The organism is Psychromonas arctica, assembly GCF_038155225.1.
GTDB classification, from domain to species: Bacteria; Pseudomonadota; Gammaproteobacteria; order Enterobacterales; family Psychromonadaceae; genus Psychromonas; species Psychromonas arctica_B.
This window is the reverse complement of the sequence record NZ_JBAKBA010000005.1, coordinates 98167-123045: the sequence shown is the minus strand read 5'-3', so window position 1 is coordinate 123045 and position 24879 is coordinate 98167. Positions and strand designations below refer to the sequence as shown.

Here is a 24879-nt window from a genome sequence, read left to right as displayed (position 1 = left end):
ATTTCTCCCTGTTATGCACTAAGTGCTTTATTAAGTGCAGCATTAATTGGTGCAATAGTTGATGTAGTCGGTGTAGCGATTGAGGCATTAAGTTGCTCATTAATCGCGATGGCAGCTAACTTTCCTTGCTGTACAGCTTCAACAGTGAGGTCTTGACCCACACCAGTACAATCTCCACCAGCAAACACGCCATCGACACTGGTTAATTGATTATGGAAAGTGGCAATTTTTCCGTTACTAATAGTAGGAATTAATTGCTCAGTTTCTGGGTAAGCCATTTTTTGACCTACCGCTTTAAAAATCGCACTACACGCAACATCAAACTGCACATCACCGCCCTTAAGCTTGCCATCTTCTAAATAGGTTTTACGAAAGCTCATGCCTGTGACTTTGCCATTATCATCGACATCAATGCTTTCTGGTTGACTCCATGTTTTAATTCTTACTTGATGATTTTTAGCAATTTGTTGCTCATGCTTTGTTGCACTCATTTGCTCTTCACCACGACGGTAAACCAACGTCACTTCTTCTGTGCCTAAACGTTTTAACTGACATGCGATATCAATTGCTGTATTACCAGCACCAATAACAACCGCACTATCTTTGGGAATGTCTAACTGTTTGAGATCCGTTGCTTGACGTAGCTCTTTAATGTAATCAACTGAGTTAATCACCATCTCATTATCTTCGTTATCTAAATACAATGATGATGTGTCTTGTAAACCAATACTTAAAAACACAGCATCGAAATCTTCTTTTAATTTATCGAGGGTAATATCTCTACCTAATGCGGTTTCATAGTGCACTGTGATACCGCCAATACTTAAAATGAAATCGACTTCTTTTTGTGCAAAGTTTTCAGTCAATTTATATTTAGCAATACCGTACTCATTTAAACCACCGGCTTTATCTTCCGCCTCAAAAACGTCTACATCATTACCTAATAATGACAAACGATGAGCACAACTTAAACCTGCTGGCCCTGCACCCACTACCGCGATTCTTTTACCTGTCGATACAGCCCGTTCAAAAGGATGCCCATCGAATTCAGCATTATCGGTTGCGTGACGTTGCAACAAACCAATTCTTACTGGGGCTTTCTCTTCTTCTTTATTTCTAACACAAGCCTGTTCACAAAGAATTTCAGTAGGACAAACTCGCGCACAACTGCCGCCCATGATATTTTCTTTGTAAATGGTTTTTGCAGCACCCGTCAGGTCATCTGCGTGTATACTAGCGATAAAACTAGGGATATTAATTTTAGATGGGCAAGCTTTAATGCAGGGAGCATCGTAGCAATAATAACAACGAGAACTTTCAATGCCGGCTTGGCGGGCACTGAGTGCGGGGTTAATATCTTTAAACATTTGATTTAATGCCAGTTGTTGCTGCGAATAATTTACTGAATTGTCCATATTCATCACGATGATCTCTCCTGTTGGTAATTAATGATCAGCCAGTGTCTAAGTGTTCATTTACGTTTGAGTTACAATTAAGACAATGCAATCAGCAAGCCAACTAGCTGACCACAGGGTCAACAAGTTAGATCAAAAAACAAACTAACAGTTAAGCTTTTGTTTTATATGAAATAAATATGAATATAATTTTTCTTAGATTTAACCGATCAAAAAGAGAATAATTATCACTATTATTTACAAATAAAAATATGAGATGATGTCGCACCATGAAGTATCCGATTGCGACATAACAGTGCAGAGAAAACTAAATGAAAGAAAATAAAAAAGTCAGTACCACACGTCGTAAATCAGCAGATATTCGTAAAGATAACCTGCAGCTTATTCTGTCTGTCGCAGAACAACGCTTTGCTGAATATGGATATAATGGCACCACTATTTCATCTATTGCAGATCAAGCACAGTTGCCAAAATCTAATATTCTCTATTATTTCAAAACAAAAGAAGTGCTATATAAGGAAGTCTTAATTCAAATTTTAAAAATTTGGTTAGTGGATATGGAGGGGATGAGCGCAGATCAACACCCAAGGGAAGCGCTTAGACACTACATTATACTCAAAGTAAAACAGTCTAAAGATCATTCAAATGCATCACGTATCTTTGCTTCAGAGCTTCTACACGGCGCACCTTTCTTACGTGAAAAGCTACAAACAGACTTAAAAGATCAATTCATGAAAACCTGTCAGGTATTTCGAGAATGGATAGCAAAACAATGGATGAACCCAATCAGTCCGGAGCATCTATTATTTATGATCTGGTCATCAACCCAAGCGTATGCTGACTATGGTCTACAAAGCAGTATTTTGATGGGTAAAACTGAATTAGAAGAAAGTGATTTTGAAACAGGAGCAGAATTAATAACGCAGGTCATATTAAAAGGCTGTGGTGTGAAGTTGCTTTAAAGCCATTTAAATAAAATAACAGTAAGTTAATTAATTTAGCTAACTTACTGTTATTTAATATATTATAGATAATATTAACGATATAAAATAAATTATATAGCCTACACCACTTCTGCCATTGTCAGCATCGCATTAAGTAAAACTGAACAGCCCCCCTCACACTCTTCTTGTGTTGTACTTTCAATTTCATTATGGCTAATCCCATTTAAACATGGCGTGAAAATCATACTTGTTGGTGCGAAATCAGAGACATAACAAGCATCATGCCCAGCGCCAGCAATAATATCCATGTGGCTGTAGCCTAGGTCAACAGAGGCTTTACGCACTGCACTTACACATTCAGTGTTAAAGTGAATAGGTTCGTAATACCAAAATGGGTCCAATTCTACGGAAACACCAGTGGCTTCAATTTCAGCGATTGCTTCTGTTAATGCTTTATCCATCAAGGTTAACTCACCATCAATAGGATGGCGTAAGTCAATACTCATAGAAATTGAGCCCGGAATGGTATTACGGGAATTAGGAGTAACTTGCATGAAGCCAACAGTGCCACAACCTGGAGGATGTGCTTTAGCAATTTCCTCTACCTTCAATACCAATTGTGAGCTGGCAATTAATGCATCGTTACGTAAATGCATCGGTGTAGTACCTGCATGTGATTCACGGCCCATGAAAGTTGCATTGTACCAACGTTGTCCTTGCCCACCTGTCACTATGCCGACTTGTTTTTCTTCTGCTTCTAGGTACGGCCCTTGCTCGATATGTGCTTCAAAAAAGGCATGGAAGTCACGCCCTGTCACAGGTGTTTCACCAGCAAAGCCTATACGTTCCAATTCATCACCTAAACGTAACCCATCTACATCTTTTTTATCTAAAATTTCTTCAAGGGTAAAACGTCCTGATACGACACCAGAGCCCATCATCGCTGGCGCGAATCGAGAGCCTTCTTCATTTGTCCAGACAGATATTTCGATGGGATGCTTAGTTTTAATGCCTTGATCGTTCATTGAACGCACTACTTCTAAACCCGATAACACACCATAAACCCCATCGAACTTGCCACCGGTCGGTTGTGTATCGAGGTGACTGCCTGTCCCCACTGGCGGTAAACTCATATCTTCACCAGGACGCGTACACATTATATTGCCAATGGCATCAACCTTAACAGTACAGCCAGCTTCTTCAGCCCACTTTATATAGAGTTCCCTTCCTTGTTTATCTAAATCAGTTAAGGCTAAACGACAACAACCACCTTTTACTGTACCGCCTATTTTCGCCATTTCCATCAAACTATCCCATAGACGATCACTATTAATTTTTAAAGCTTCCATGATTGACTCCAATAAAGTTGAATTAATCTACATTCCAAAAAACATAATCAATTAAACATAATGCAAAATACTGACCAACAGGACAGGAATATTTAATTTTACTTAAATGCCGTATTTCAAAGGCTTTGAGTACCATAAAATCAATTAGGTTTTATATTAACCGAAAGTAGTACAAATTTAACGCACCAAATAAGGGAGTAAATGCGCTAATAATGAGCAAGGTGCTCTTTCAATATCGACAACACTATCAACAATAACAACCACCCAATAAATTAACACACTAGCAAACACGCTGACTCACAACAAAAAGTAGTCCAATTGGTCAACTAGTTTGTTATTGGCTTGTTAATTGCAACCGCATAAAGAGACATATTTATCGTTACAAAAATAAGGGTTACAAAAGATTTTTTGTAACCGATGACGATAAAAAATATTTCATCGAGATGCAGCAACCCACTTTTAGCATCTTAACTATTTTAAAAAGTGCAATATCGGCACTACCATGGAGGATTGAGTGATGATGAATTTATTAATAAAAGGCGGCAAATTAGTTAATGCAGATAACAGTATCTTTGCTGATGTTTATTGTGAGAATGGAATCATTAAAGCGATAGGTCATGACCTCGAGATCCCTGACGATACAGAAATAGTCGATGCGACAGGTAAACTCGTTATGCCAGGCGGAATCGACCCACATACACACATGCAACTCCCTTTTATGGGCACAGTGGCCAGTGAAGACTTTTATTCAGGTACAGCAGCTGGTTTAGCTGGCGGTACCACTATGATCATCGACTTTGTTATTCCAAGTCCACAACAACCATTAATGGAAGCTTTTGAAACATGGAAAGGTTGGGCATCTCGCTCGGTAGCAGATTATTCGTTTCACGTAGCGGTGACATGGTGGGATGATTCAGTTTCAGATGATATGAAAGCCTTAGTAGAAGAAGAAGGTGTTAATAGCTTTAAACACTTCATGGCTTACAAAAATGCAATCATGGCTGAAGATGAAACCTTGGTAAACAGCTTTAACCGTTGTTTAGAATTAGGCGCAATGCCAACAGTGCACGCAGAAAACGGCGAATTAGTGCATCACCTTCAACAAAAAATGTTAGCAGCTGGTATTACAGGCCCAGAAGCTCACCCACAATCAAGACCCCCTGAAGTCGAAGGTGAAGCCTCTAATCGTGCTATTCGTATTGCACAATCGATCGGCATTCCGCTGTATTTAGTACATGTTTCTTGTAAAGAAGCGATTGATGAAATTGCACGCGCAAAATCTGAAGGACAACGAGTTTATGGTGAATGTTTAGCCGGCCATTTAGAATTAGATGACAGCGTTTATAGTAACCCTGATTGGGCAACCGCTGCAGCACATGTCATGAGCCCTCCTTTTCGTCCTAAAGGTCACCAAGAAGCATTATGGAAAGCGTTGCAAGGTGGCACGATTCAAACGACTGCCACTGATCACTGTTGTTTCTGCGAAGACCAAAAAGCCATGGGCAAGGATAATTTCACACAAATACCCAACGGCACAGCAGGTGTTGAAGACAGGTTAATGGTGTTATGGGATTCAGGCGTAAACAAAGGACGCTTAACGGAGAATGAATTTGTAGGGGTTACCTCTACGAACACCGCTAAAATATTTAACCTTTACCCTCAAAAAGGTTGCATAGCCGTTGGCTCAGATGCAGATATCGTCATTTGGGATGCACAGAAAGAACATACCCTTTCCGCTAAAACACACCATCAAAAAATCGACTTCAATATCTTTGAAGGTCGCACCGTCGTAGGTTCTCCATACATCACAATTAGCCAAGGGAAAGTGGTGTTTAAAGACGGAAAGTTAAACGTGAAAGAAGGTGCTGGACGCTATATTAAACGCCCTGCTTTCCCTACTATTTTTGAAGCGGTCAATAAATATAACCAAACAAATGCACCTTATAAAGTTGAACGTTAATCTGCTGGTTAACAAGCTTAATAATTCACAACATCAAAATGAGTAAGATAAAAAATTAACAAGATAAGAGAGGTAATATGTTAGCAGTTGCAGAACAAACCACACTGACAGAGCCGAGCCTAACTGTTAAGCCAAAACGCGAAATGATATCTGTGCAGGATTTATCATTAGTTTTCCCAAGTAAAGACGGCGATGTACACGCGTTATCTAATATTAATTTAAGCATTAAGAGTGGTGATTTTATCTCTTTTATTGGTCCTTCCGGTTGTGGAAAAACCACTTTATTACGTGTCATTGCGGATTTAGAACGCCCAACATCAGGTAGCCTTAAAGTAAATGGGACCGATGCAGAAGATGCGCGTTTAAATCGTTTATACGGTTATGTTTTTCAAGCGCCAGCATTATTGCCTTGGCGAAATATAAAGCAAAACTGTGCGCTCCCGATGGAAATTTCAAAACAGTCGGATGCTCATAAGAATAAGCAGATTGATAAATACCTACAGATGGTTGGGTTACAAGACTTTCACAATAAATTCCCTTGGCAACTTTCAGGTGGTATGCAACAACGAGCTTCGATAGCACGTGCGTTATGCCTTAACCCAGACCTATTACTAATGGACGAGCCTTTTGGTGCACTAGACGAAATAACCCGTGATCACATGAATATTGAGTTACTCCGTATTTGGAGTGAAACACAAAAAACCGTAGTGTTTGTGACGCATTCCATTGATGAGGCCGTCTTACTCTCAACGCATATCGTAGTGATGTCGCCACGACCAGGACGGATATTAAAAGTCATTGAGAGCCCGTTACCAAGACTTAAAACACTGGCATTAAGAGATAGACCTGAGTTTCATGCATTAGCCAGTGAGATTCGTTCTGCACTAGCACATGAGCATGCTATCGACTAGTTTCCAGTCTAAAGGAGTAGACAAGAATGAAGCAAAAAATATTCTCTTTTGTCAGTTTGTTCATCATAGTGATCGCGATATGGTACCTCGCTGCGTTAATTATGAATGGCAATCAACTGATCAATAACTTGGAACGAAAAAACCAAGAGTGGACTTATCAACAAGTGATCTCTCAAGCCTATGAAGTTAAAAGGCCAATGCTACCTGCGCCACATCAAGTGGGTCAAGAGTTGATCAAATCGATAATTGATAAACCGGTTACTTCTAAACGCTCACTTATTTTTCATGCACAAATAACCCTTAACTCCACCTTATTAGGCTTTGTATTTGGTTCGCTACTCGGAATCTTAATTGCGGTCGGAATCGTCAACAATAAAACCTTAGAGTCGAGTTTAATGCCTTGGGTAATAGCCTCACAAACCATCCCAATCTTAGCGATTGCGCCAATGGTTGTAGTGGTGCTCGGTGCAATTAATATTACCGGTGTGATCCCTAAAGCCATCATATCCATGTACCTGTCCTTCTTTCCCGTCACGATTGCAATGGTGAAAGGATTACGTTCATCAGACAAATTACATGAAGAATTAATGCATACCTACAGCGCAAGTGCCAAAGACATCTTTTGGAAACTACGTTGGTATTCCGCACAACCTTACTTATTTGCGAGTTTAAAAGTAGCGATTGCAGCGGCATTAGTGGGGGCGATTGTGGCAGAGCTTCCAACAGGCGCACAAGGTGGTTTAGGGGCGCGCTTATTAAGTGGCTCTTATTACGGACAAACGGAACAAATATGGGCGGCATTAATTGTCGCTGCCACGTTAGGGTCGATATTAGTTTGGTTAGTGGGACTTGCTGAAAAAGTATTATTACGTCGTCGAGGAGAACTTACTCATGCTTAACTTGCTCATGCTTAATTCAACTAAACCGAATTCGTTTATGTCTCAAAGCATAAAGAACGCCGTTTATATTGCCTTAATATTATTACAGGTGATCATCGTCGCGAGCAGTGAGATTGGTTTCTACAAAAGCTTACCGCTACTGATTTTAGTGTTAATTGCAGCTGCTTTTAGTATGGCAATGTTACTAGGGCAATTGACGAACTTAGAAGGAAAGCACAAGTCGATTAAAGTACTTATTCCAAGCTTATTTGCTTTTATGCTACTACTAACTTGGGAAAGCGTTATCAAAGGCTATGCTGTTTCACCTATTTTAATGCCCGCACCAAGTAACATTTTTAATGCCTTAATTAATAATATTCCAATGTTATGGGCTGATTTTAAACAGACATACTTAAAGGCGGTATTAGCAGGTTATATCATCGGATGTTCATCGGGATTTATCGTTGCACAATGGGCGGTCAGAAACCAAGCTTTACGAGATGCTTTAATGCCTTTAGGTAACTTTATGTCAGCTATTCCAATTGTTGGGATCGCACCGATCATGGTGATGTGGTTTGGTTTTGACTGGCAATCTAAAGCCGCCGTGATCGTCGTAATGACCTTCTTTCCTATGTTTATTAATACACTCACAGGCTTACAGTCAACCGATGCATTACATAAAGATTTAATGCATACCTATGCCGCTAAAAAATCACAAATATTCTTTAAAAATCAATTACCCCATGCCCTACCGTTTATTTTTAATGCTTTAAAGCTTAATTCTGCTTTGGCATTAATAGGCGCCATTGTAGCCGAGTTTTTTGGCACGCCAATTGTGGGCATGGGATTCAGAATTTCGACTGAAGTTGGTCGAATGAATATGGACTTAGTATGGGCCACGATTGTGGTGGCCGCTATCGCGGGTTCATTAAGTTATGGGGCACTTGCCTTATTAGAAAAATCATTACTGTTTTGGCACCCCTCGTACCGAGAAGGTAATAACAGTCGTTAATGTTATCCTATTAATAGAAAAGGGAATACACTATGAAAAGAACGCTAATCACACTCGCAACAGGTGCCGCTTTATTGGCATCAAGCTTCAGCGCTAGCGCAGCGGACAAACTCACATTGCAACTTAAATGGGTTACTCAGGCGCAATTTGCAGGTTATTACACGGCATTAGAAAAAGGCTTTTACAAGGACGAAGGACTAGACTTAACGATTAAACCAGGAGGCCCAGATATTGCGCCCGCTCAAGTGTTAGCTGGTGGTGGTGCCGATTTGATTGTCGACTGGCTACCTTCTGCTTTAGCCACTAGGGAGAAAGGTCTTCCAATGGTTAATATTGCACAGGTTTATGCAAAATCGGGCATGATGTTAACCTGTTTAAAATCAAGTGGTATTAAAACTGCCGCTGACTTTAAAGGCAAAACATTAGGTGTTTGGTTCTTTGGTAATGAATACCCATTCTTAAGCTGGATGTCTCAACTTGGTTACCCGACAACCGGTGGTGACGATGGCGTAACCGTACTTAAACAAGGCTTTAATGTTGACCCCATCTTCCAAGGACAAGCAGATTGTGTTTCAACCATGACCTATAACGAATATGGACAAATCATGGACGGTGGTTTAACACCAGAAGAGCTAGTACTGTTTAAATACGAAGAAGAAGGCGTAGCAACCTTAGAAGATGGTTTATACGTTTTAGAAGAAGATTTAAAAGACGCTAAAAAAGTAGAAAACTACGCTAAATTCTTAAAAGCTTCATTGAAAGGTTGGAAATGGGCAGCAGAACATCCTAAAGAAGCCGCAATGATCGTATTAGAATACGATGATACGGGCGCACAAACAGAACATCATCAAACGCGTATGATGACTGAAGTGGCAAAACTATTGGGTTCAGGTCCAGAAATGGGTTACTTAGATCCGATTGCTTTTGATCGCACAGTGGATATTTTACTTAATAGTGAATCAGCACCCGTTATTACTAAAAAACCTGTGAATGCTTATTCGCATATTGTATTTGATAAATACAAAGAGCTTTAATATTTATTAAAAAGCTTAAGTGAAGGTGAAATTAAGGTTAAATAAAGCCTGATTAAGCTCTCATTAAAAGTAATGAAAAACACCGAACCTAATACGTTTGGTGTTTTTAATTTAACTGATTGTAGTGGTCTAGTACGATAATAAAGCTTGGATAATATCTGTTAGTTACCTTTTATTTACCTGCTAATAGCTTAATAGTTTTGATCGATAGTACGAAACGTTAAATTAATACGCGCTGTAGTGACTTTCTTAGTGGGTGGTAATCGATGTAACCAATGGGTTTGTGTTTCACCCTTCATCACTAATAAACTACCATGTTGTAAAAACAATGAAGTAGTTTCTTGGCTCACCTTATGCTTAAAAGAAAACTTACGTTCTGCACCAAAGCTTAATGAAGCAATCGCCCCATTCTTTTGTAAGTCTGTTTCACCATCATGGTGCCAAGCCATCCCCTCTTCACCATTACTATAGAGGTTTAATAAGCAGGAATTAAACTGATGTCCGGTTGCTTCTTCTACCCTCTTTTTTAACGCTAACAACTCAGGTGTCCAAGGTAAGGCCACTTTCGTCATGTTGGAATAAGTATAATTAAAAGATTCATTAGCATACCAAGCCACTTTTCTCTTAGTCACAATCACTTCACCTAATATATTCGCTTGGTCATGCTTCCATTGGATGGTGTTAAGCAGCGCATCAAAATAATCATTGGCTTCTTCAAAAGGAATTAACAATCCATGATACTCAACAACACCATCGTAATTGATGATATTAATAGGCGAGTCTTCAAGATCGGAAAATAAGTCCATGTTGTACATTTTACTTCCTATTTAAGCTTATTTATTAAGAGCGGTTAGGGATTTAGTCATAACGTAGGAAAGTGTAGAGAATTCTATGTACTGCTGCAATTTTAAATAAAGAATGAATAACTAAGAATGAAAAATAACAACGATAAAAAAGTACTATTAAAAAGCCTATTAGCAAAAAAGACCTATCAATAAAAAATGACTGATAGGTCTTAATAATTTAGAAATATAGCCCAAAAGGTAGCAAACTTTCGCTTTCCACCTTTAGTACTTTTATGTTTTATACTTCATAGTTAATAGTTAAGGCGTTACTGACACTTCAATCGGTGTATAGCAAACAGATGATGAGGCTTCTTCGCTGTACAAGCTAAGCGAGTCTTCTGCGCAAATATCTTGTGAAACACCTAATCGACCATCACTACCAGAGCCCCAAGTATAAACAATATTATCTTCACTTACTGCAAAGTGGCTAGAGGTATTTGCACTTATTGAAACAATAAAAGGTGCATCTAAATCAGCGACTTTGACTGGTTGAATAGAGATTTGACGTTCGATACCTGATTCATCAACCTCATAACCATTACCAAAATAACCTGTTCCCATATCACCCCAAGAGTAAACATCACCATTTAAGCTAATCGCCTGCGCATTACGACTTCCACCTTGGAAACCTATAATTCGGTCACTTCCCATAGCATCAGATCCTGTCGACAAGTTAACAATCACTTCAGGTATTAATATATTTTCAATATCAGATATTTTATAAATAGTGCCACTCACTCTCGGTGTACCTTGTGCTAATGCACCATAACCGTTGTAGCCCCAACCATAAACTGTACCCGCATTATCTACCGCTAAGCCAAAATCAGCTCCCGCTTCAACAGCAATAATATCTTTACCTTCTAATATTTTTAATGGGGTCGAACGATCCACACTAACACTACCGTCACCAAGCTCACCATTACTTGAGTTATTTCCCCAAGAGTAGATATCACCATTTTCAGTCAAGGCATAAACATGATGATCACGTACTGCAACATCAACAATCGCTTCGTCTTCTGGAATAAGTACTAAACCAAACGTATTTTGATCGTCAGATGACTCCTCTGAACGACCTAATTGTAGGTTGCCGTTATCGCCCGCTGAATAGACTTTTCCTGAACGTGTAACAACATAACTACTGGATGTCCCTGACGTTGCATAAACAGCCAATTCTTCATCGGGTAAAATCACTTCAATAGGTGTTGTAACAGGACTTTCATTGCCAGTACCTAACTCACCGCTATAATTGGGACCGAAAACAAACAATCTCCCTTCGCTAGTCACTAACGCACCATCAACTTGATCAGTAGAAACACTATTGAACGTTAAAGTGTCATCGGTTAACGTCATCCAACCAGGATTTGCATTATAAAGGCCGTATTGGCGTACAATATTACCTTCGATATAACATTCATTTTCTTCATCGGTTAAAGTATCTCTACCTTCTTCATCAAGCTCAGTACCAGGCTCAAGATCTTGGTCAGATTCACGACCTAATTTATTGCGTAACTCACTACCACAATAACGGCTAGGCGATTCCGCATAAACAATACCCGCATAGTTTTCACCGAAACTAAAAGGCTTTCCTTCAGCCGATAACCCTAGAGTATGGTGGTTGCCAGCAGACATCATGATTGTGTTATCAACGTTCATCCATTTCAAATAAGCATAAACTTTAGCGTCCCCTAATCCATTGGTAATCTCTGAGTATTCAATATCAGAAATACTAGCAAACTCAGCACTCGCCTCATTTAACCCTGTCGTATCCAATGTTAGTCCGTTATAAACATCGTCGTCATCATCAAGCGCGATCATCGCTTTTAATAATTTAACCGTTTGAGTTTCTTGAAACCTTTCTTCTCCTACTAAAGAAGCCAACGTTATTTGATCGCTAGCTTCAACAGCTGAAAGACTATATTCACCTAAACTAAAGGTAATACTCTCGCCATTTCGATATTCAAATGAACCTAATTCATCAGTCGTACCAGAAAGCGTATCAGTTTGATAATTTACCCCTGAAACAGGCACATTTAATTGCCCACTCACTACTACTGCTTCTTCAGTCGTTGTGTCATTACAAGCAGCTGTTAAAGCAGCAACAGAACACAGTACAAAAGCTTTCGTTAATCTAATATCCATATAATTCTATTTCACACCTTAAAGTAAATGATAATCACTCGCATTATATTTTATACAATATATTAAATCCAACTTTTTATTGATATAAAATCAACAAGTTAAAAAACTATTCAAATAGGGATATAGAAAGTAATAATTAATAAAAATAAGTTAGCAACAACTTAAAGGAAATGAAGAAGTGAATAGCGAATGGACTATAAATAGATTACAAATAAGTTAAGTAGAGATGAAAATAAGGCTAGTAACGACTATCTAGAAGTTACATAGTCGTTATTAGGTAATCGTTATCAGGTAGTCGTTATAAAAAGCTATTGATCATACTCTGGGTAATCGGTTAAGCCTTTTTCAGTGCCACCGAATAATGTATCGGGATGATGATTTGCTAATGGATAACCATGTTTAATACGATTTGGTAAATCTGGATTAGACACAAAAGGACGTCCAAAACCAATCATATCTGCCAAACCACTTCGTAATGCCTGCTCACCTTTTTCAGCATCATAACGACCAGCATAAATTAAAATACCGTGATAAGCTGCACGTACATTTTCTTTGAATAATAATGGCGTTTCTGGCGCATCATCCCAATCCACTTCTGCAATATGAATATACACAACATTGTGTGTATTCAATAATGCCGCAGCTGCGCTGTAAGTTTCAACAGGCGTTTCATCAACCGTCCCATTTAATGAAGTAAACGGTGCTAAACGTACACCAACACGGCCTGCACCGATTGCTTCAACCATTGCAGCAACCACTTCGCCAAGAAAGCGTAAACGATTTTCAATACTTCCACCGTATTCATCGGTGCGATTATTGGCATTAGAGTCAATAAATTGATTAATTAAATAACCATTGGCAGCATGTAATTCAATACCATCAAAACCGGCTTCTATCGCATTGAGTGCGGCTTGACGATATTCTTCAATAACATTATTTATGTCCGCTTTAGTCATTTGACGAGGAGTGGCCACATCAACAAAGCCTGGTGCACCCACTCCATTATCAACAAAAACTTTAACGTTATCTGCTTTCAAAGCAGAAGAAGAGATAGGCTGTACTCCACCCGTATTGTCTGAATGTGACACACGACCAACATGCCAAAGCTGAGCAAACATCACACCGCCCTTTGCATGTACTGCATCGGTTACTTTTTTCCAACCCGCAATTTGTTCTTCACTGTAAATACCAGGTGTCCAAGCATAGCCTTGACCTAATGCAGAGATTTGTGTGCCTTCACTCACAATAAGTCCTGCACCAGCTCTTTGTGAATAATACTCAGCCATAATGTCATTCGCTTCATTACCAGGTTGAGTTGCACGAGAGCGGGTCATTGGTGGCATCACAATACGATTTTTTAATGAAAATTTACCTAATTGGATTGGTTGAAATAGTGAGTCAGTCATTATATTTACCTTTAAAAAAGCCATTGGAACTTAAATAGTTCATAGTCTGGAATTGTTCTTCTTCAAAACCCATTACAATAAATTTCAAGTCTACTTTTTTAGCTAAAAAAACCACTAATTAGTTGTAATTTTTGTAAATGCAGCATCAATTTACACCTTAAATTGATGTCTTATCGACGCAAAATTTAAATTCTATATTTAATGTAAATTGGCATGATGAGAAGTGTTTAATCATTTCCATAAGCCATAAGATACGCTCGCCACTGAAAATATAAAATTATGATTAATTATCATGATAATAATTTTTGGTTATATCAAAAGAAATACCATGATGATTTACTAAATTGAAAGGAAATTATTTACAACTTCATTGGGCGAGCGTTAAGCCTATTAATTAAATATCAAGAGGACAAGGAGTCATTCAAAATCTATTATGTCTATACTCATTACCATTCATTGTTCATTCGTTAGTTTGAACTCTAAACCAAGGCGTAATACCAATCACACTAATTAACTGATCTATTTTACTTGTTAAAATAACTTATTTCTTTGTTGTAAATTTCGTAAATGGAACAACCATTTAGCTCAATTTACGCCTTAAACTAAGTCATTTTTCCTGCGTAAAATTTAGATCACTTATTTAATGTAATCGGTATAACATGATGACAATGGCGAGTCCTTACCGAAGGTGGCAACGCAGAGTTGGCTTTCAAGCTAACGACCCAAAGGGCAAACTGCGAAGTAAACACCTTCGTTGTTAGAAAGTGTCGATTTAATCCGTTAGATCTTCCTCTTTTTGCCTAGAATCTGTTCACTTCACCGCTTGCTGAATTTTTAACATTGAATCGTAACGGACGTATAAATTAATGAGTATAAACAAAACCACCATAAAGGTATTTAGTCGCTTCAGCACCTAACACCAATACTTTATCACCTGCATTTAATTTTTTTGAATTAACTAATCTTGCTAAGCTAACCCATATTGCAGCTGACCCTAAATTCCCAAGAACTTGTGCATCATTAACGATCCTATCAGGGTGTACATCTAACTTCTTAGCCATCATCAAATCAATATGACCATTGGCTTGGTGCGGTAAAATATAGCGAAAGTCATCAAGCTGATAACCACGAGATAATACTGCTTTTAAGCCTAATTCAAATAGTTGTTCACCATTATCTTTAACGGCCTGAGTATTATGATGAAAGCGAGCCATGTTACCTGTTCCAACTGTATTTGAACCACCATCTAGATAAAAGCCTGGTTGTTTATTATGCCCAATCTGTCCAATATAAATATCGCTTATAAGTTGTCTTGGGTCTGTAGCAGTTTGAACAATCACAGCCCCACACCCATCCCCCATTTGCATATAATTAACCATTTGAGAGGTAGTAATAAACTGTTCATTAATATCAAAATATACAGACCCAGTCTCACATCCTACAATAGCAATAGGTCGAGAATCGGTGGCACTAAACGCACTAGCTATTTGCAACGCATTAGCAAAGCCTGTGCAAGCTTGACGTAATTCAAGATAAGGGCTGATTAAGCCCATTTGATCAGCAACCCAAGCAGCATTAGGAGGTACTTGAGTATGAGGAGTACAAGTATGGCTAAGTAGGTAACTGATTGATTCGACGGAAATATTCGATTGTGTTAATGCATCATTTAATGCAGTTAAACTCATATCAATACTCGAAGGTAAACATTCGCTTAAAGGTTTAGTTAAATCACGTACTAAATGGCGTTCTTTAATACCTAATCGTTTAGCAATTATACTTGCTTTTCTGGCCGCAGATTTTCCACACAATGTTTCTAATGCGCTAATTAACTGTTGATTAGTAACATGTTGTGGCGGTAATACAGCGCTAATTGCGAGTAAATTTAGGTTGTACGGGGCAAAAGTTACTGCCATTTTCTCTCCAAATTTGTGAATATTTTATTTAAATCTACACCCAAAAAGTGAAAATGCTCAACTTGAGTATCGAGTAACTGATGTAATAAATGACTTACCGAGTGTTGCTCTTTCCTAAACATTGCAGAGGTGGCACCTAAAGCTTGAGCATGATGCCTCGCGACATAAACATGCTTAGCTTCATCTTTTTTAATAAGTCCACAAAGATTAGAAAATGGATGATTGACGCCTAATAAGCAATGTTCAAACTCATGCATTACTTGCGTTACACAAGCGTCTAAAGTGGCAATTTTAATAAAATGCTGACAACGGTCTTCTCCACGTCCAAGTTGAGCATAAAAACGTTGTGCTTGACGTTGAATATGACGCTTATTTTCAATGGCAGGTAGCGCATTAAGTATTGCTTGTAAAGCTTGATCATGCCGATGCTCATCAGCTTCCACTTCAAGTAAGCTTTTAATCATCGTTTGATTATCGTCTTGGTTTTCACTAAATAAACGATTAATTTCTTGATTAAATACAAGCTGAGCCGATTGCTCACCGCACAATATTAAAGGAATAAGATGTGCCAGTGCATATTGATCAGTTATCTTCCATGTTTTAACATTCTTAGCATGCAAGGCTATCCATTTCTCTATTCTTTTTCCATTAGCATTATCAGATAGTATATATTTGTCTAATGCGGCCTGACTTATTTTAGGTAGTGGAAAACAACGGGAAGATTGATTATGCATTAACGTTCTCCTCGCATTGCCAAACGATAACAAACGGGCAATACAATGAAGTCAAACAACCAAGCAATAAAAATAGTTAACAAAGAGAGAAAACTTAATTCAATAATAGGGAAAAAATCTGAATTAAGACCTAAAGAAAACCCTAAAACTAATAAAATACTAGTAAAAGTAATAGCAGGCATTACCTCCCGAAATCCATTAAGTGTAGAATCTATTTCACTTGACTCACTCTCACTCACTTTTAATAATAAATGTAAACTATCATCAATAATAATGCCTAAAATCATCCCCATCACCACAGCACACCCTAAACTTAAACTGCCTCCAATGAATTGCCAAAATCCAAAAACCAACACAAGCGGAAGCATGTTCGCCAATAACCCTAACAAAGCTAATTTAAACGAGCGTTTTAGAAATATTAACAAGGTCAAAAGCAGTAATAATGCAGCTATAAATGAACTCAACATGGTCCATGAATTTTCACGACTTAAATGAGCAAACACAAGCTGTTGACTAAGCGGAGGAGAAATCAATGTATGTAAATTATTTGATGTTAAATAACTTAAGACTTTATCTTCAAAATCAATAAGTTCACTGGCTTTCATTGGCACAAGATTAACTCGAAGTAAACTAGCGCTGCTGTCTACATTAACCAGCCTTTCAATACCTAACGTTTGTATCGTATTACCGGTTAATATTTGCTTAAACTGATGTTGCCCTACCCCATACCATTTAAGCCAATCAACGATACTATGTACTTTAATAACTTCATCTTGCTTTGTTAAGAAACGACTAAATTGATTAATTTTTTTAATATAGGATGACTCAGTAATACCTAATTCAGTATTAGTATCAACAACAAAATTTATATTATTTATCCCATTAAACTTTGTTTCCATTACTTGCTTAGACACACTAAATACATTATCAGTAGGAAAATAATTAGCCGCATCATCATCAAAGCGTAATTGACTTAAACTAATTGCAGCCAGCAACGTCAATGTACCAACAATAATCAACACAGCCCGTCGATAATACCAACCTAACCGATATAAATGTCCGCAAAAATGCGATAAATTAATAATTGAAATTACTTTATAATGAGCTAAACGAGCAAAGGTAATTAAAACAGAATAGTTAACAAGAAAGCTAATCAGTACAGCAAAAGCAACCATTGCACCAAAGTCTTGGATGGGAGGGGATGGGCTAAACCTTAATAGAATAAAACCAAAAGCAGTGGTTATGCTTCCCCAAAATAAAGGTTTAAAATTACGTTTCATCGACGTTATTAAGGCGGTTAAAGCAGCTTGTTTAGGATCGCAATTAAGCACACTATCAGAGGATGTATTACCGTAGATATTAGCGTATGCGTTACGCCAATCAAAATACAAGTGCATTGCATAAGCCACATTTAATACAATAATAATGACAGGGACAAAAGCACTAATAGCGGCAATAGTAAAATGCCCCCATGCAGCTAAACCCAGCGTACAAATCAAAACCACAAATGATGAACTTGCAATGCCAACTATCCACCACTTTTCTGGTATCACTAGCCACAACATAATACAGAGTAAAAGTATTAATCCGGGTAAGAACCAGATCAAATCATGTTTCAATACCTCAGCATATTGCCAATTAAGTGCGAGCTCTCCTGAGTAGTAAACCTCTAATTTAGGATCGTATTGCGTCATTTGACGATTAATTAAATCCCTCGCGCTATTTAATTGAGTTAAAAAATCAGAGACTGCATCGTGCTGATTAAAGGAAAGAGTTAATAACACGGCACTATTATCCGTTGCAACAAACTCTGTTAATGCAGGGTTTTGTTTACCTCCTACCGGTAATGCGCTAGATAATGGATTAAAGTAACTTTCTTTAAAACCACCCACTTTTTTAATAAAAGACAGATCAGATAAAGCAGAAGTAAGGTCTTTAATAAACGGCAAATGTTTTTTAATATTATTATCTTGTTTGGACTCAATAATAATCACCAGTTGATCATCTTGAGCAAAGTCACGCTGAAATGTTCGAAAGCGATTAAATCTCTGATCATCTTCAGAGAAATAACTCGTATAATCTACTGCAAACTTAAGCTGCCCTAGCCCCATAGACGCAACAATGCATAATAGTAACCAAAAAAAGAAACTAAAACGCGTCGTTGCCGTGGTGGTCAGGTAGCTAAAGGTCATGTATTGGTCTTCATAAATTAAGTATAATTAAATAAACTTACTGGATATCGTTATTATTAAAAGACCTTAGCAGCCCTCTTTTTAATTCAATTATTTATCATAAATTGAAGACATAACTAATATCAGATTTATTGCTGATATAAATTAGAGAAAAGTATTCTTTATATCGACTTAAGGTAAAAAGAATAGATCAGTGAATGATTTTTTAACAAGAAAAAAATAAAAATATCAGCCAGAAAACATAAAGAGCAAGTAATCAAGCGATACAATTAGCGTACTCTAATTGTATCAAAAGTTAATTTTAATCTTGAATTCTAAAGCCTGCATTCAAGAGTAAAAATGACAGTTAATAGATATAAAACCAATACCGAGATACTTAAACACGTTCCAAAAACTGTTATGTTGCATAGTTTATTAATAAGCACTATTCTTCATACAATAATATAAAAAGGAGTTTTGTAAATGAAAGAGATGATCGTAAAAAATTATATGGATGTTAATTTTGCGAAGATATATGAAGACATGCCTGTCATCACCGCATCAATAGAGCTCATCAAAAAAGAAGCCTTAGGCGGACCCGTCATTGCCTCAGATAACACGCTACTTGGTTGGATTTCTGAACAGGAATGCTTACATGTCACGACTCAATTTGCTTATCACAACCAACGTATCGGTTTAGTTCAAGATATCATGCGTAAAGAAGTGTTGAGTGTTAAGGCAGATCAAACGATTTTCTCACTGGCAGAAAAGATGGTTGGCCCTCAACCTAAAACCTACCCTGTTATCAATGAAAACAATAAAGTGGTGGGTGTAATATCTCGTCGTAGAGTGTTAAAAGCCCTGTTAGATAATAATTTTTAATGGGTTACTTATAAATAGGTTTCTTATAAATAAATTGCTTATAAAAGAGCTTTATAAACATATTTAATGAGACAGCTGTATTAGTTAATGTCTTAGTTAATAAAGAAAATACTGATTAACACGTTATTGACCCGAACTTCTAATTTAGAAGCTCGGGCATAAATATATACCAGTTACCATTTAAGGTACAAAACTCAGCAAGCAATGTTTTATATAGAAGCATTTCAATATCACTCCTATATCGCCTCTATAGTATTTCTAGACAGAAGTCTTATATAGAAACACTGCTATAAACCACGGATAATCGGTAGATAATTAAACAGCAGATAACTTGTTCGCTGTCCAAACATACAACAACTCTAACGCAATGGTTGCGGCAGCAAGCGCAGTGATCTCACTTTGGTCGTAAGCAGGTGATACTTCAACTACATCCATTCCCACCAAGTTAATGCCTTGCAGTGCACGAATGATTTTTAATGCTTTATCCGAGCTAATACCACCGCATACAGGCGTACCCGTACCCGGTGCAAAAGCAGGATCTAAGCAATCAATATCAAAGGTTAAATAAACAGGTTTATCACCCACAATCGCTTTTACCTGCGACACTATTTGCTCAACCGATAAATCGTTCGCTTCCATTGCATTAATCACATTAAAGCCATGACCTTGCTTTTTATATTCAGTACGAATACCAATTTGAACCGATGATTTAGGATCAATTAATCCTTCATTAGGGGCATGGTAAAACATAGTGCCATGGTCATAACGACTGCCGTTATTATAAGTATCAGTGTGAGCATCAAAATGAATTAATGCCATTTCACCATGGTGCTTTGCATAAGCACGTAATAAAGGTAGCGTGACAAAATGATCCCCTCCTAAACTGAGCAACATTTTACCACTGCTTAATATTTGATCCGCCGCGGCTTCAAGACGCTGTGTCATGTCTTCAGCATCGCCACAATCAAATACTAAGTCGCCAGCATCAATCACATTAGTATGTTCGAACAGTTTAAACTCCCATGGGAATTTTTTACTTTCCCATGACAAATTAACCGAGGCACGACGTACTGCATCAGGCCCCATTCGAGCACCAGACCGACCTGATGTTGCCATATCAAATGGCACACCAAGTACAACCACATCTGCATTTTCAGCCAAAGGTTCTTTCGCTAACGGATTCTTTACTAAAGGACGACGCATAAACGTCATCGCATTAGAATATAAAGAGAAATCCTCTTTAGTGAATAAATCACTAAACGCACCGTTAGGGTGATCATTAGATGAAGCTGACATTTAAAAGCCCTCTAAGTAAGTGTAACCCGCTAAACCTTGCTCTAATTCATCTAAAATAGCTTGCTGTTCTTCAACAGACACGCGTGATGACGCTAAAGCACGGTAGTTATCACGAATCGCTTCCACATCAATATGCACATACTTCATTACATCTTCAACGGTATCGCCTTCGTTTAATGAATCGATCTTCCAGCTACCATCTTCTTGTACATTCACCACCACACTGTGCGTATCACCAAATAAGTTGTGCATATCACCTAAAATTTCTTGATAAGCACCGACTAAGAAGAACCCCATTAAGTAAGGTTTATCAGCAGACCATGCAGGCACAGGTAATGTTGTTTCAATACCTTGTCCATCAACGTATTGGTCGATAACACCATCAGAGTCACAAGTAATATCTAACAGTACGGCACGACGCTCACCTGCTCTGTGTAAATCAGACAACGGTAAAATTGGGAATACTTGATCAATGCCCCACGCATCAGGTAATGATTGAAATAGTGAGAAGTTAACAAAAAACTTATCCGCTAAACGCTCATTTAAGTCATCTAAAATCGGACGATGGAAACGATTTTTAGTGCTCATTTGTAAGCTCAATTCATAATAAATACGTAAAGCAACTTGCTCACCCCAAGCACGTTCTTGAAGATTTAACACACCCGTCGCAAATTGATTGTGTACTTCTACTATGTCACTTTGCGTATCGTTATAAATCTCAATTAATGCACGGTCATCACTTCCACCAGACAATAACTCCCAGTTGTTCCACATATTTTGTAGCAATAAAGAACCTTGCTCAGCAGGTGCATCAAACTGTTCTGGCTTATAGGTTTCTGCGCCAATAACATTGGTGATCAATACCGCATGATGCGCTGTTAATGAACGACCAGACTCAGAAATAATCACCGGTTTAGGTTGTTCATATAAATTACAAATGTCACTGATCGTAATCACAATATTACGAGCGTATTCCGCTAAGCTATAGTTCATTGAGTTATGAGATTGGCTACGTGTGCCGTCATAATCGACAGCCAAACCACCGCCCACATCTAAATAATCTAATGGCACACCCATCGCTCGTAATTCACAGTAAAAACGTGCTGCTTCACTAACCCCATTACGGACGTCACGAATGTTGGCCATTTGTGAACCTAAGTGAAAATGTACAAGTTGTAATGTATCTAATTGGTTTTCTGCTTTTAAACGCTCAACAACCGTTAATACTTGAGATGCTGCTAAACCAAATTTAGATTTCTCACCACCACTTGACTGCCATTTACCAGCCCCCTGTGATGCTAAGCGAATACGTAAACCCATACGAGGTTTAACACCTAATGAGCGTGCTTCTTCTAACACTAAATCAAGTTCAGATAACTTTTCTAAAACAATTAAAACGTTGTGCCCTAACTTCTCACCAATTAACGCTAAACGAATATATTCTCTGTCTTTGTAACCATTACATACAATCACTGAACTCGCTTTTTGCGCTAATGCTAATACAGCTAATAGTTCTGGTTTACTGCCCGCTTCAAGACCTAATTGCTTATGCTCTAATCCAGCTTGGCTTTCTAAAATTTCATCAACCACTTCTTTTTGTTGATTCACTTTAATTGGGTAAACCAATAAATAGCGGTTATCGTAATCCACTTCTTGAATCGCTTGATTGAAAGCATCACAAATATTATGCACACGCTGGTGTAATATTTGAGGGAAGCGCACTAAAGCAGGCATGCTTAAATTACGTTCTGCTAATTGCGCTGCAATGTCACTTAATGCCACCTGATGATCACACCCACTGCGCGGCGATACGTACACTTCACCTTGGTCGTTAATACCATAAAAACCTTGGCTCCAGTAACGAACATTGTATTCCGCGCGAATGCGGTCCATATCAGTTGAATGTTGCAAATTTAGATCTCTCTGTAATGTAGGAGTAATAGTGTTCCAGAAAACTGAAAGTACAGTCTGGCATAAATTTCGGGCGGATTATTAGGCAATAAAGGGATTACGTCTAGATAATAATTTTCGCGTTATTAATCAAAAAAATTGTACAGACAAGCTACCTATACACTTTTATCGATTAGAAGGGAGAAATAAAGGTCAAAAAAGAAACGAAAAGATAACAAGGCAGAAGTATTTACAAGAGCTATTAAAAATTTTGGTATTAATAACTCATCAATTAATCCAACCACGACCATAAAGTGGCTGGATTAATTGAATAGCAATTAGTTCTTTGAGTTAAGCTGTTTAGTTAATTGAATAACAATTAGCTCTTTGGGTTAAGCTACTTGGGCGTAACTATTTTAATTTAGTCACTAAAATTTGCTCTACACGTACCCCTTCAAGGTCCAAGACTTCAAACTTATAACCTTGATGAATAAAATTATCAGTACGCTTAGGTAAACGCTTTAAAGTGTAAATCATAAAGCCCGCGATGGTTTCATATTGATTACGGTTAGGGAACTCCTCAATCGATAAACAACGCATCACATCATTAATTGGCGTTAAACCTTCAATCAACCAAGACGAATCATCCCTTTGCACTATTTGTTCTTCGTCTTGATGGGTAATTAACTCCCCCATAAAGCTACTCAACAAATCTTTAACGGTTACAAGCCCTACTACCGTGGCGTATTCATTGACGATCACAGCAAAAGGTTGCGCAGCCACTTTAAAAGCATTTAACGCTTCAGATAACGTTAATGTTTCTGGAAGATAAAAAAGGTCTTTGTCGACTTTTGTTGGGTGTATTTGTGCTAACTCGCCTTTCAGTACTAAACGCAAAATCTCTTTCGATTCAATGCTGCCGCGTATTTTATCCAAGCCACCATCACACACTAAAAAATCATTATGAGGTTGCTCGATAATCTTTTTACTGATCTCGTCACTACTGTCATCTAAATCAAAAAAGATAATCTGATCTCGTGGTGTCATCACACTGCCAATGGTACTGACTTCTAAATCGAATACGTTACCAATTAGTTGATATTCTTGCTTTTGCAGACTGCCATCTTCCGCACCAGCATCCATCATGGCGATAATATCTTCGGTGGTCACCAACTCAGTGCGCTCAGTAGGAATATGGAATAAACGTAACATTATATTGGTTAAACCATTAAACAAAAATACAGCAGGCATTAACAAAAAGGTTATCCAGCGCATCAGTGACACGATACGTATAGCAACCGCCTCTGGCATAATAATAGCTAAGCGTTTAGGTAATAAATCAGCAAACAAAATAAACAAAGAGGTTAAACAAACAAAAGAAAGCACAAAGCTCACTTCGCCTAATAATGGGCCTTGATAAAAGACACTGATCATATTACGAATATAAGGAGTTAACGCTTGCTCACCGATAATACCGCCAAGAATAGAAATACCATTTAATGCAATCTGCATCATTGCAAAAAAATTACCCGGTTGCTGTTGCAGTTCAATCACTTCCAACGCTTTATTACTACCTTCATCAGCCATTACTCGCAGCTTTATTTTCCTAGCCGCAGCAATTGAAATTTCAGACATAGCAAATATAGCACCTGCTAATATTAATAAAACAATGCTCAACACATCACTCATTTTTAAACCCTTTCATCACAATGTCGTTATCCTGATTGATAACTTTCAATTAGCCTATCTACACTTTTACAGTAGTAAAATCAGGCGCATTATAGATCGAGTTTCAGCTTCGACAATCGTTATTTTTTTAAATAATAAAACCCGTCAACAAAATAAACTTAACCTACTGAATATAAATATGAAAATAGAAAAATAAATATAAAAAGTTCATTTTATAAAGGACTAATATGACCTTAATTAGAAGTAACGCCACGATATCGAATAATTAATCCAGTGTTAACTACATCGATTAAAACACTAAAATTAAGCATGAGACTTGCAAAGTAAATGGCACAATTAATAACAAGTTTAAATAAAACCCATAAAAATAAAGTAGGTTAATTTTTTAATATTGGCAGATAGACAGACAAG

Annotated in this window: 18 protein-coding genes; 7 read left to right on the top strand and 11 right to left on the bottom strand. The window is 37.7% G+C overall.

What is annotated here, in order from left to right:
* Positions 1-11: 11 nt before the first annotated feature.
* A complete protein-coding gene (locus tag V6255_RS03825; protein ID WP_341626950.1) occupies positions 12-1421 on the bottom strand; it encodes an NAD(P)-dependent oxidoreductase in 1410 nt (469 codons plus the stop codon).
* A 305-nt stretch (positions 1422-1726) separates the two neighbouring features.
* Between V6255_RS03825 and V6255_RS03820 the strand changes: the two genes are divergently transcribed.
* On the top strand, positions 1727-2377 hold the full coding sequence (locus V6255_RS03820) for a TetR family transcriptional regulator C-terminal domain-containing protein (protein ID WP_341626949.1): 651 nt from the start codon (positions 1727-1729) through the stop codon (positions 2375-2377).
* Positions 2378-2478: 101 nt separating this feature from the next.
* Here V6255_RS03820 and V6255_RS03815 read toward each other — a convergent pair whose 3' ends face one another.
* Positions 2479-3708, bottom strand: coding sequence for a Zn-dependent hydrolase (locus V6255_RS03815; RefSeq protein ID WP_341626948.1), 1230 nt, complete (start codon positions 3706-3708; stop codon positions 2479-2481).
* Between the two features lie 517 nt (positions 3709-4225).
* On the opposite strand from V6255_RS03815, the gene hydA reads away from it, so the two are divergent.
* The 5 genes from hydA (at position 4226) to V6255_RS03790 (ending at position 9503) form a co-directional block, all read left to right on the top strand.
* Positions 4226-5668 (top strand): dihydropyrimidinase, encoded by a 1443-nt coding sequence (hydA, locus tag V6255_RS03810; RefSeq protein ID WP_425355900.1) that lies wholly within the window; start codon positions 4226-4228, stop codon positions 5666-5668.
* Positions 5669-5745: 77 nt separating this feature from the next.
* A complete protein-coding gene (locus V6255_RS03805; RefSeq protein ID WP_341626947.1) occupies positions 5746-6579 on the top strand; it encodes an ABC transporter ATP-binding protein in 834 nt (277 codons plus the stop codon).
* Positions 6580-6605: 26 nt separating this feature from the next.
* Positions 6606-7478, top strand: coding sequence for an ABC transporter permease (locus tag V6255_RS03800; protein ID WP_025565506.1), 873 nt, complete (start codon positions 6606-6608; stop codon positions 7476-7478).
* Positions 7479-7515: 37 nt separating this feature from the next.
* The gene (locus V6255_RS03795) at positions 7516-8469 is read left to right on the top strand and encodes an ABC transporter permease (RefSeq protein ID WP_341626946.1); all 954 of its coding nucleotides are present in this window, start codon (positions 7516-7518) and stop codon (positions 8467-8469) included.
* Positions 8470-8501: 32 nt separating this feature from the next.
* Positions 8502-9503, top strand: a complete 1002-nt coding sequence (locus tag V6255_RS03790) for an ABC transporter substrate-binding protein (protein ID WP_341626945.1) — start codon at positions 8502-8504, stop codon at positions 9501-9503.
* A 191-nt stretch (positions 9504-9694) separates the two neighbouring features.
* On the opposite strand, the gene V6255_RS03785 is transcribed toward V6255_RS03790, so the two are convergent.
* The 6 genes from V6255_RS03785 to V6255_RS03760 form a co-directional block, all read right to left on the bottom strand.
* On the bottom strand, positions 9695-10318 hold the full coding sequence (locus tag V6255_RS03785) for an alpha-ketoglutarate-dependent dioxygenase AlkB (protein WP_341626944.1): 624 nt from the start codon (positions 10316-10318) through the stop codon (positions 9695-9697).
* Between the two features lie 288 nt (positions 10319-10606).
* Positions 10607-12487, bottom strand: a complete 1881-nt coding sequence (locus V6255_RS03780; protein WP_341626943.1) for a hypothetical protein — start codon at positions 12485-12487, stop codon at positions 10607-10609.
* 308 nt (positions 12488-12795) lie between these two features.
* Complete coding sequence (locus V6255_RS03775; RefSeq protein ID WP_341626942.1) at positions 12796-13893, bottom strand: alkene reductase; 1098 nt, start codon at positions 13891-13893, stop codon at positions 12796-12798.
* A gap of 863 nt (positions 13894-14756) precedes the next feature.
* On the bottom strand, positions 14757-15806 hold the full coding sequence (locus V6255_RS03770) for a 3-oxoacyl-ACP synthase III family protein (protein ID WP_341626941.1): 1050 nt from the start codon (positions 15804-15806) through the stop codon (positions 14757-14759).
* Positions 15797-16540 (bottom strand): hypothetical protein, encoded by a 744-nt coding sequence (locus V6255_RS03765; RefSeq protein ID WP_341626940.1) that lies wholly within the window; start codon positions 16538-16540, stop codon positions 15797-15799. Before V6255_RS03765 ends, V6255_RS03770 begins: the two co-directional genes overlap by 10 nt.
* Positions 16540-18732: an efflux RND transporter permease subunit gene (locus V6255_RS03760; RefSeq protein WP_341626939.1), complete on the bottom strand. Its 2193-nt coding sequence runs from the start codon at positions 18730-18732 to the stop codon at positions 16540-16542. Before V6255_RS03760 ends, V6255_RS03765 begins: the two co-directional genes overlap by 1 nt.
* A gap of 462 nt (positions 18733-19194) precedes the next feature.
* Between V6255_RS03760 and V6255_RS03755 the strand changes: the two genes are divergently transcribed.
* Complete coding sequence (locus tag V6255_RS03755) at positions 19195-19593, top strand: CBS domain-containing protein (protein WP_025565629.1); 399 nt, start codon at positions 19195-19197, stop codon at positions 19591-19593.
* 315 nt (positions 19594-19908) lie between these two features.
* Here the strand turns inward: V6255_RS03755 and speB are convergent, their stop codons facing one another.
* From speB to V6255_RS03740, 3 genes are all read right to left on the bottom strand, one after another.
* Positions 19909-20889, bottom strand: coding sequence for an agmatinase (speB, locus tag V6255_RS03750; RefSeq protein ID WP_341626938.1), 981 nt, complete (start codon positions 20887-20889; stop codon positions 19909-19911).
* On the bottom strand, positions 20890-22782 hold the full coding sequence (gene speA / locus V6255_RS03745) for a biosynthetic arginine decarboxylase (protein ID WP_425355902.1): 1893 nt from the start codon (positions 22780-22782) through the stop codon (positions 20890-20892).
* Positions 22783-23190: 408 nt separating this feature from the next.
* Entirely contained in the window at positions 23191-24468 is a 1278-nt protein-coding gene (locus tag V6255_RS03740; protein ID WP_341626936.1) for a hemolysin family protein, read from the bottom strand.
* Positions 24469-24879: the final 411 nt, after the last annotated feature.

What these genes read in the sequence shown, in the direction of transcription:
- V6255_RS03825 (WP_341626950.1), bottom strand. Translation starts at nt 1,421, where the DNA reads ATGAATATGGACAATTCAGTAAATTATTCGCAGCAACAACTGGCATTA.
- V6255_RS03815 (WP_341626948.1), bottom strand. Translation starts at nt 3,708, where the DNA reads ATGGAAGCTTTAAAAATTAATAGTGATCGTCTATGGGATAGTTTGATG.
- V6255_RS03795 (WP_341626946.1), top strand. Translation starts at nt 7,516, where the DNA reads ATGTCTCAAAGCATAAAGAACGCCGTTTATATTGCCTTAATATTATTA.
- V6255_RS03755 (WP_025565629.1), top strand. Translation starts at nt 19,195, where the DNA reads ATGAAAGAGATGATCGTAAAAAATTATATGGATGTTAATTTTGCGAAG.
- V6255_RS03800 (WP_025565506.1), top strand. Translation starts at nt 6,606, where the DNA reads ATGAAGCAAAAAATATTCTCTTTTGTCAGTTTGTTCATCATAGTGATC.
- hydA (WP_425355900.1), top strand. Translation starts at nt 4,226, where the DNA reads ATGATGAATTTATTAATAAAAGGCGGCAAATTAGTTAATGCAGATAAC.
- V6255_RS03790 (WP_341626945.1), top strand. Translation starts at nt 8,502, where the DNA reads ATGAAAAGAACGCTAATCACACTCGCAACAGGTGCCGCTTTATTGGCA.
- V6255_RS03740 (WP_341626936.1), bottom strand. Translation starts at nt 24,468, where the DNA reads ATGAGTGATGTGTTGAGCATTGTTTTATTAATATTAGCAGGTGCTATA.
- speA (WP_425355902.1), bottom strand. Translation starts at nt 22,782, where the DNA reads ATGGACCGCATTCGCGCGGAATACAATGTTCGTTACTGGAGCCAAGGT.
- V6255_RS03770 (WP_341626941.1), bottom strand. Translation starts at nt 15,806, where the DNA reads ATGGCAGTAACTTTTGCCCCGTACAACCTAAATTTACTCGCAATTAGC.
- V6255_RS03820 (WP_341626949.1), top strand. Translation starts at nt 1,727, where the DNA reads ATGAAAGAAAATAAAAAAGTCAGTACCACACGTCGTAAATCAGCAGAT.
- V6255_RS03805 (WP_341626947.1), top strand. Translation starts at nt 5,746, where the DNA reads ATGTTAGCAGTTGCAGAACAAACCACACTGACAGAGCCGAGCCTAACT.
- V6255_RS03760 (WP_341626939.1), bottom strand. Translation starts at nt 18,732, where the DNA reads ATGACCTTTAGCTACCTGACCACCACGGCAACGACGCGTTTTAGTTTC.
- V6255_RS03765 (WP_341626940.1), bottom strand. Translation starts at nt 16,540, where the DNA reads ATGCATAATCAATCTTCCCGTTGTTTTCCACTACCTAAAATAAGTCAG.
- V6255_RS03775 (WP_341626942.1), bottom strand. Translation starts at nt 13,893, where the DNA reads ATGACTGACTCACTATTTCAACCAATCCAATTAGGTAAATTTTCATTA.
- V6255_RS03780 (WP_341626943.1), bottom strand. Translation starts at nt 12,487, where the DNA reads ATGGATATTAGATTAACGAAAGCTTTTGTACTGTGTTCTGTTGCTGCT.
- speB (WP_341626938.1), bottom strand. Translation starts at nt 20,889, where the DNA reads ATGTCAGCTTCATCTAATGATCACCCTAACGGTGCGTTTAGTGATTTA.
- V6255_RS03785 (WP_341626944.1), bottom strand. Translation starts at nt 10,318, where the DNA reads ATGTACAACATGGACTTATTTTCCGATCTTGAAGACTCGCCTATTAAT.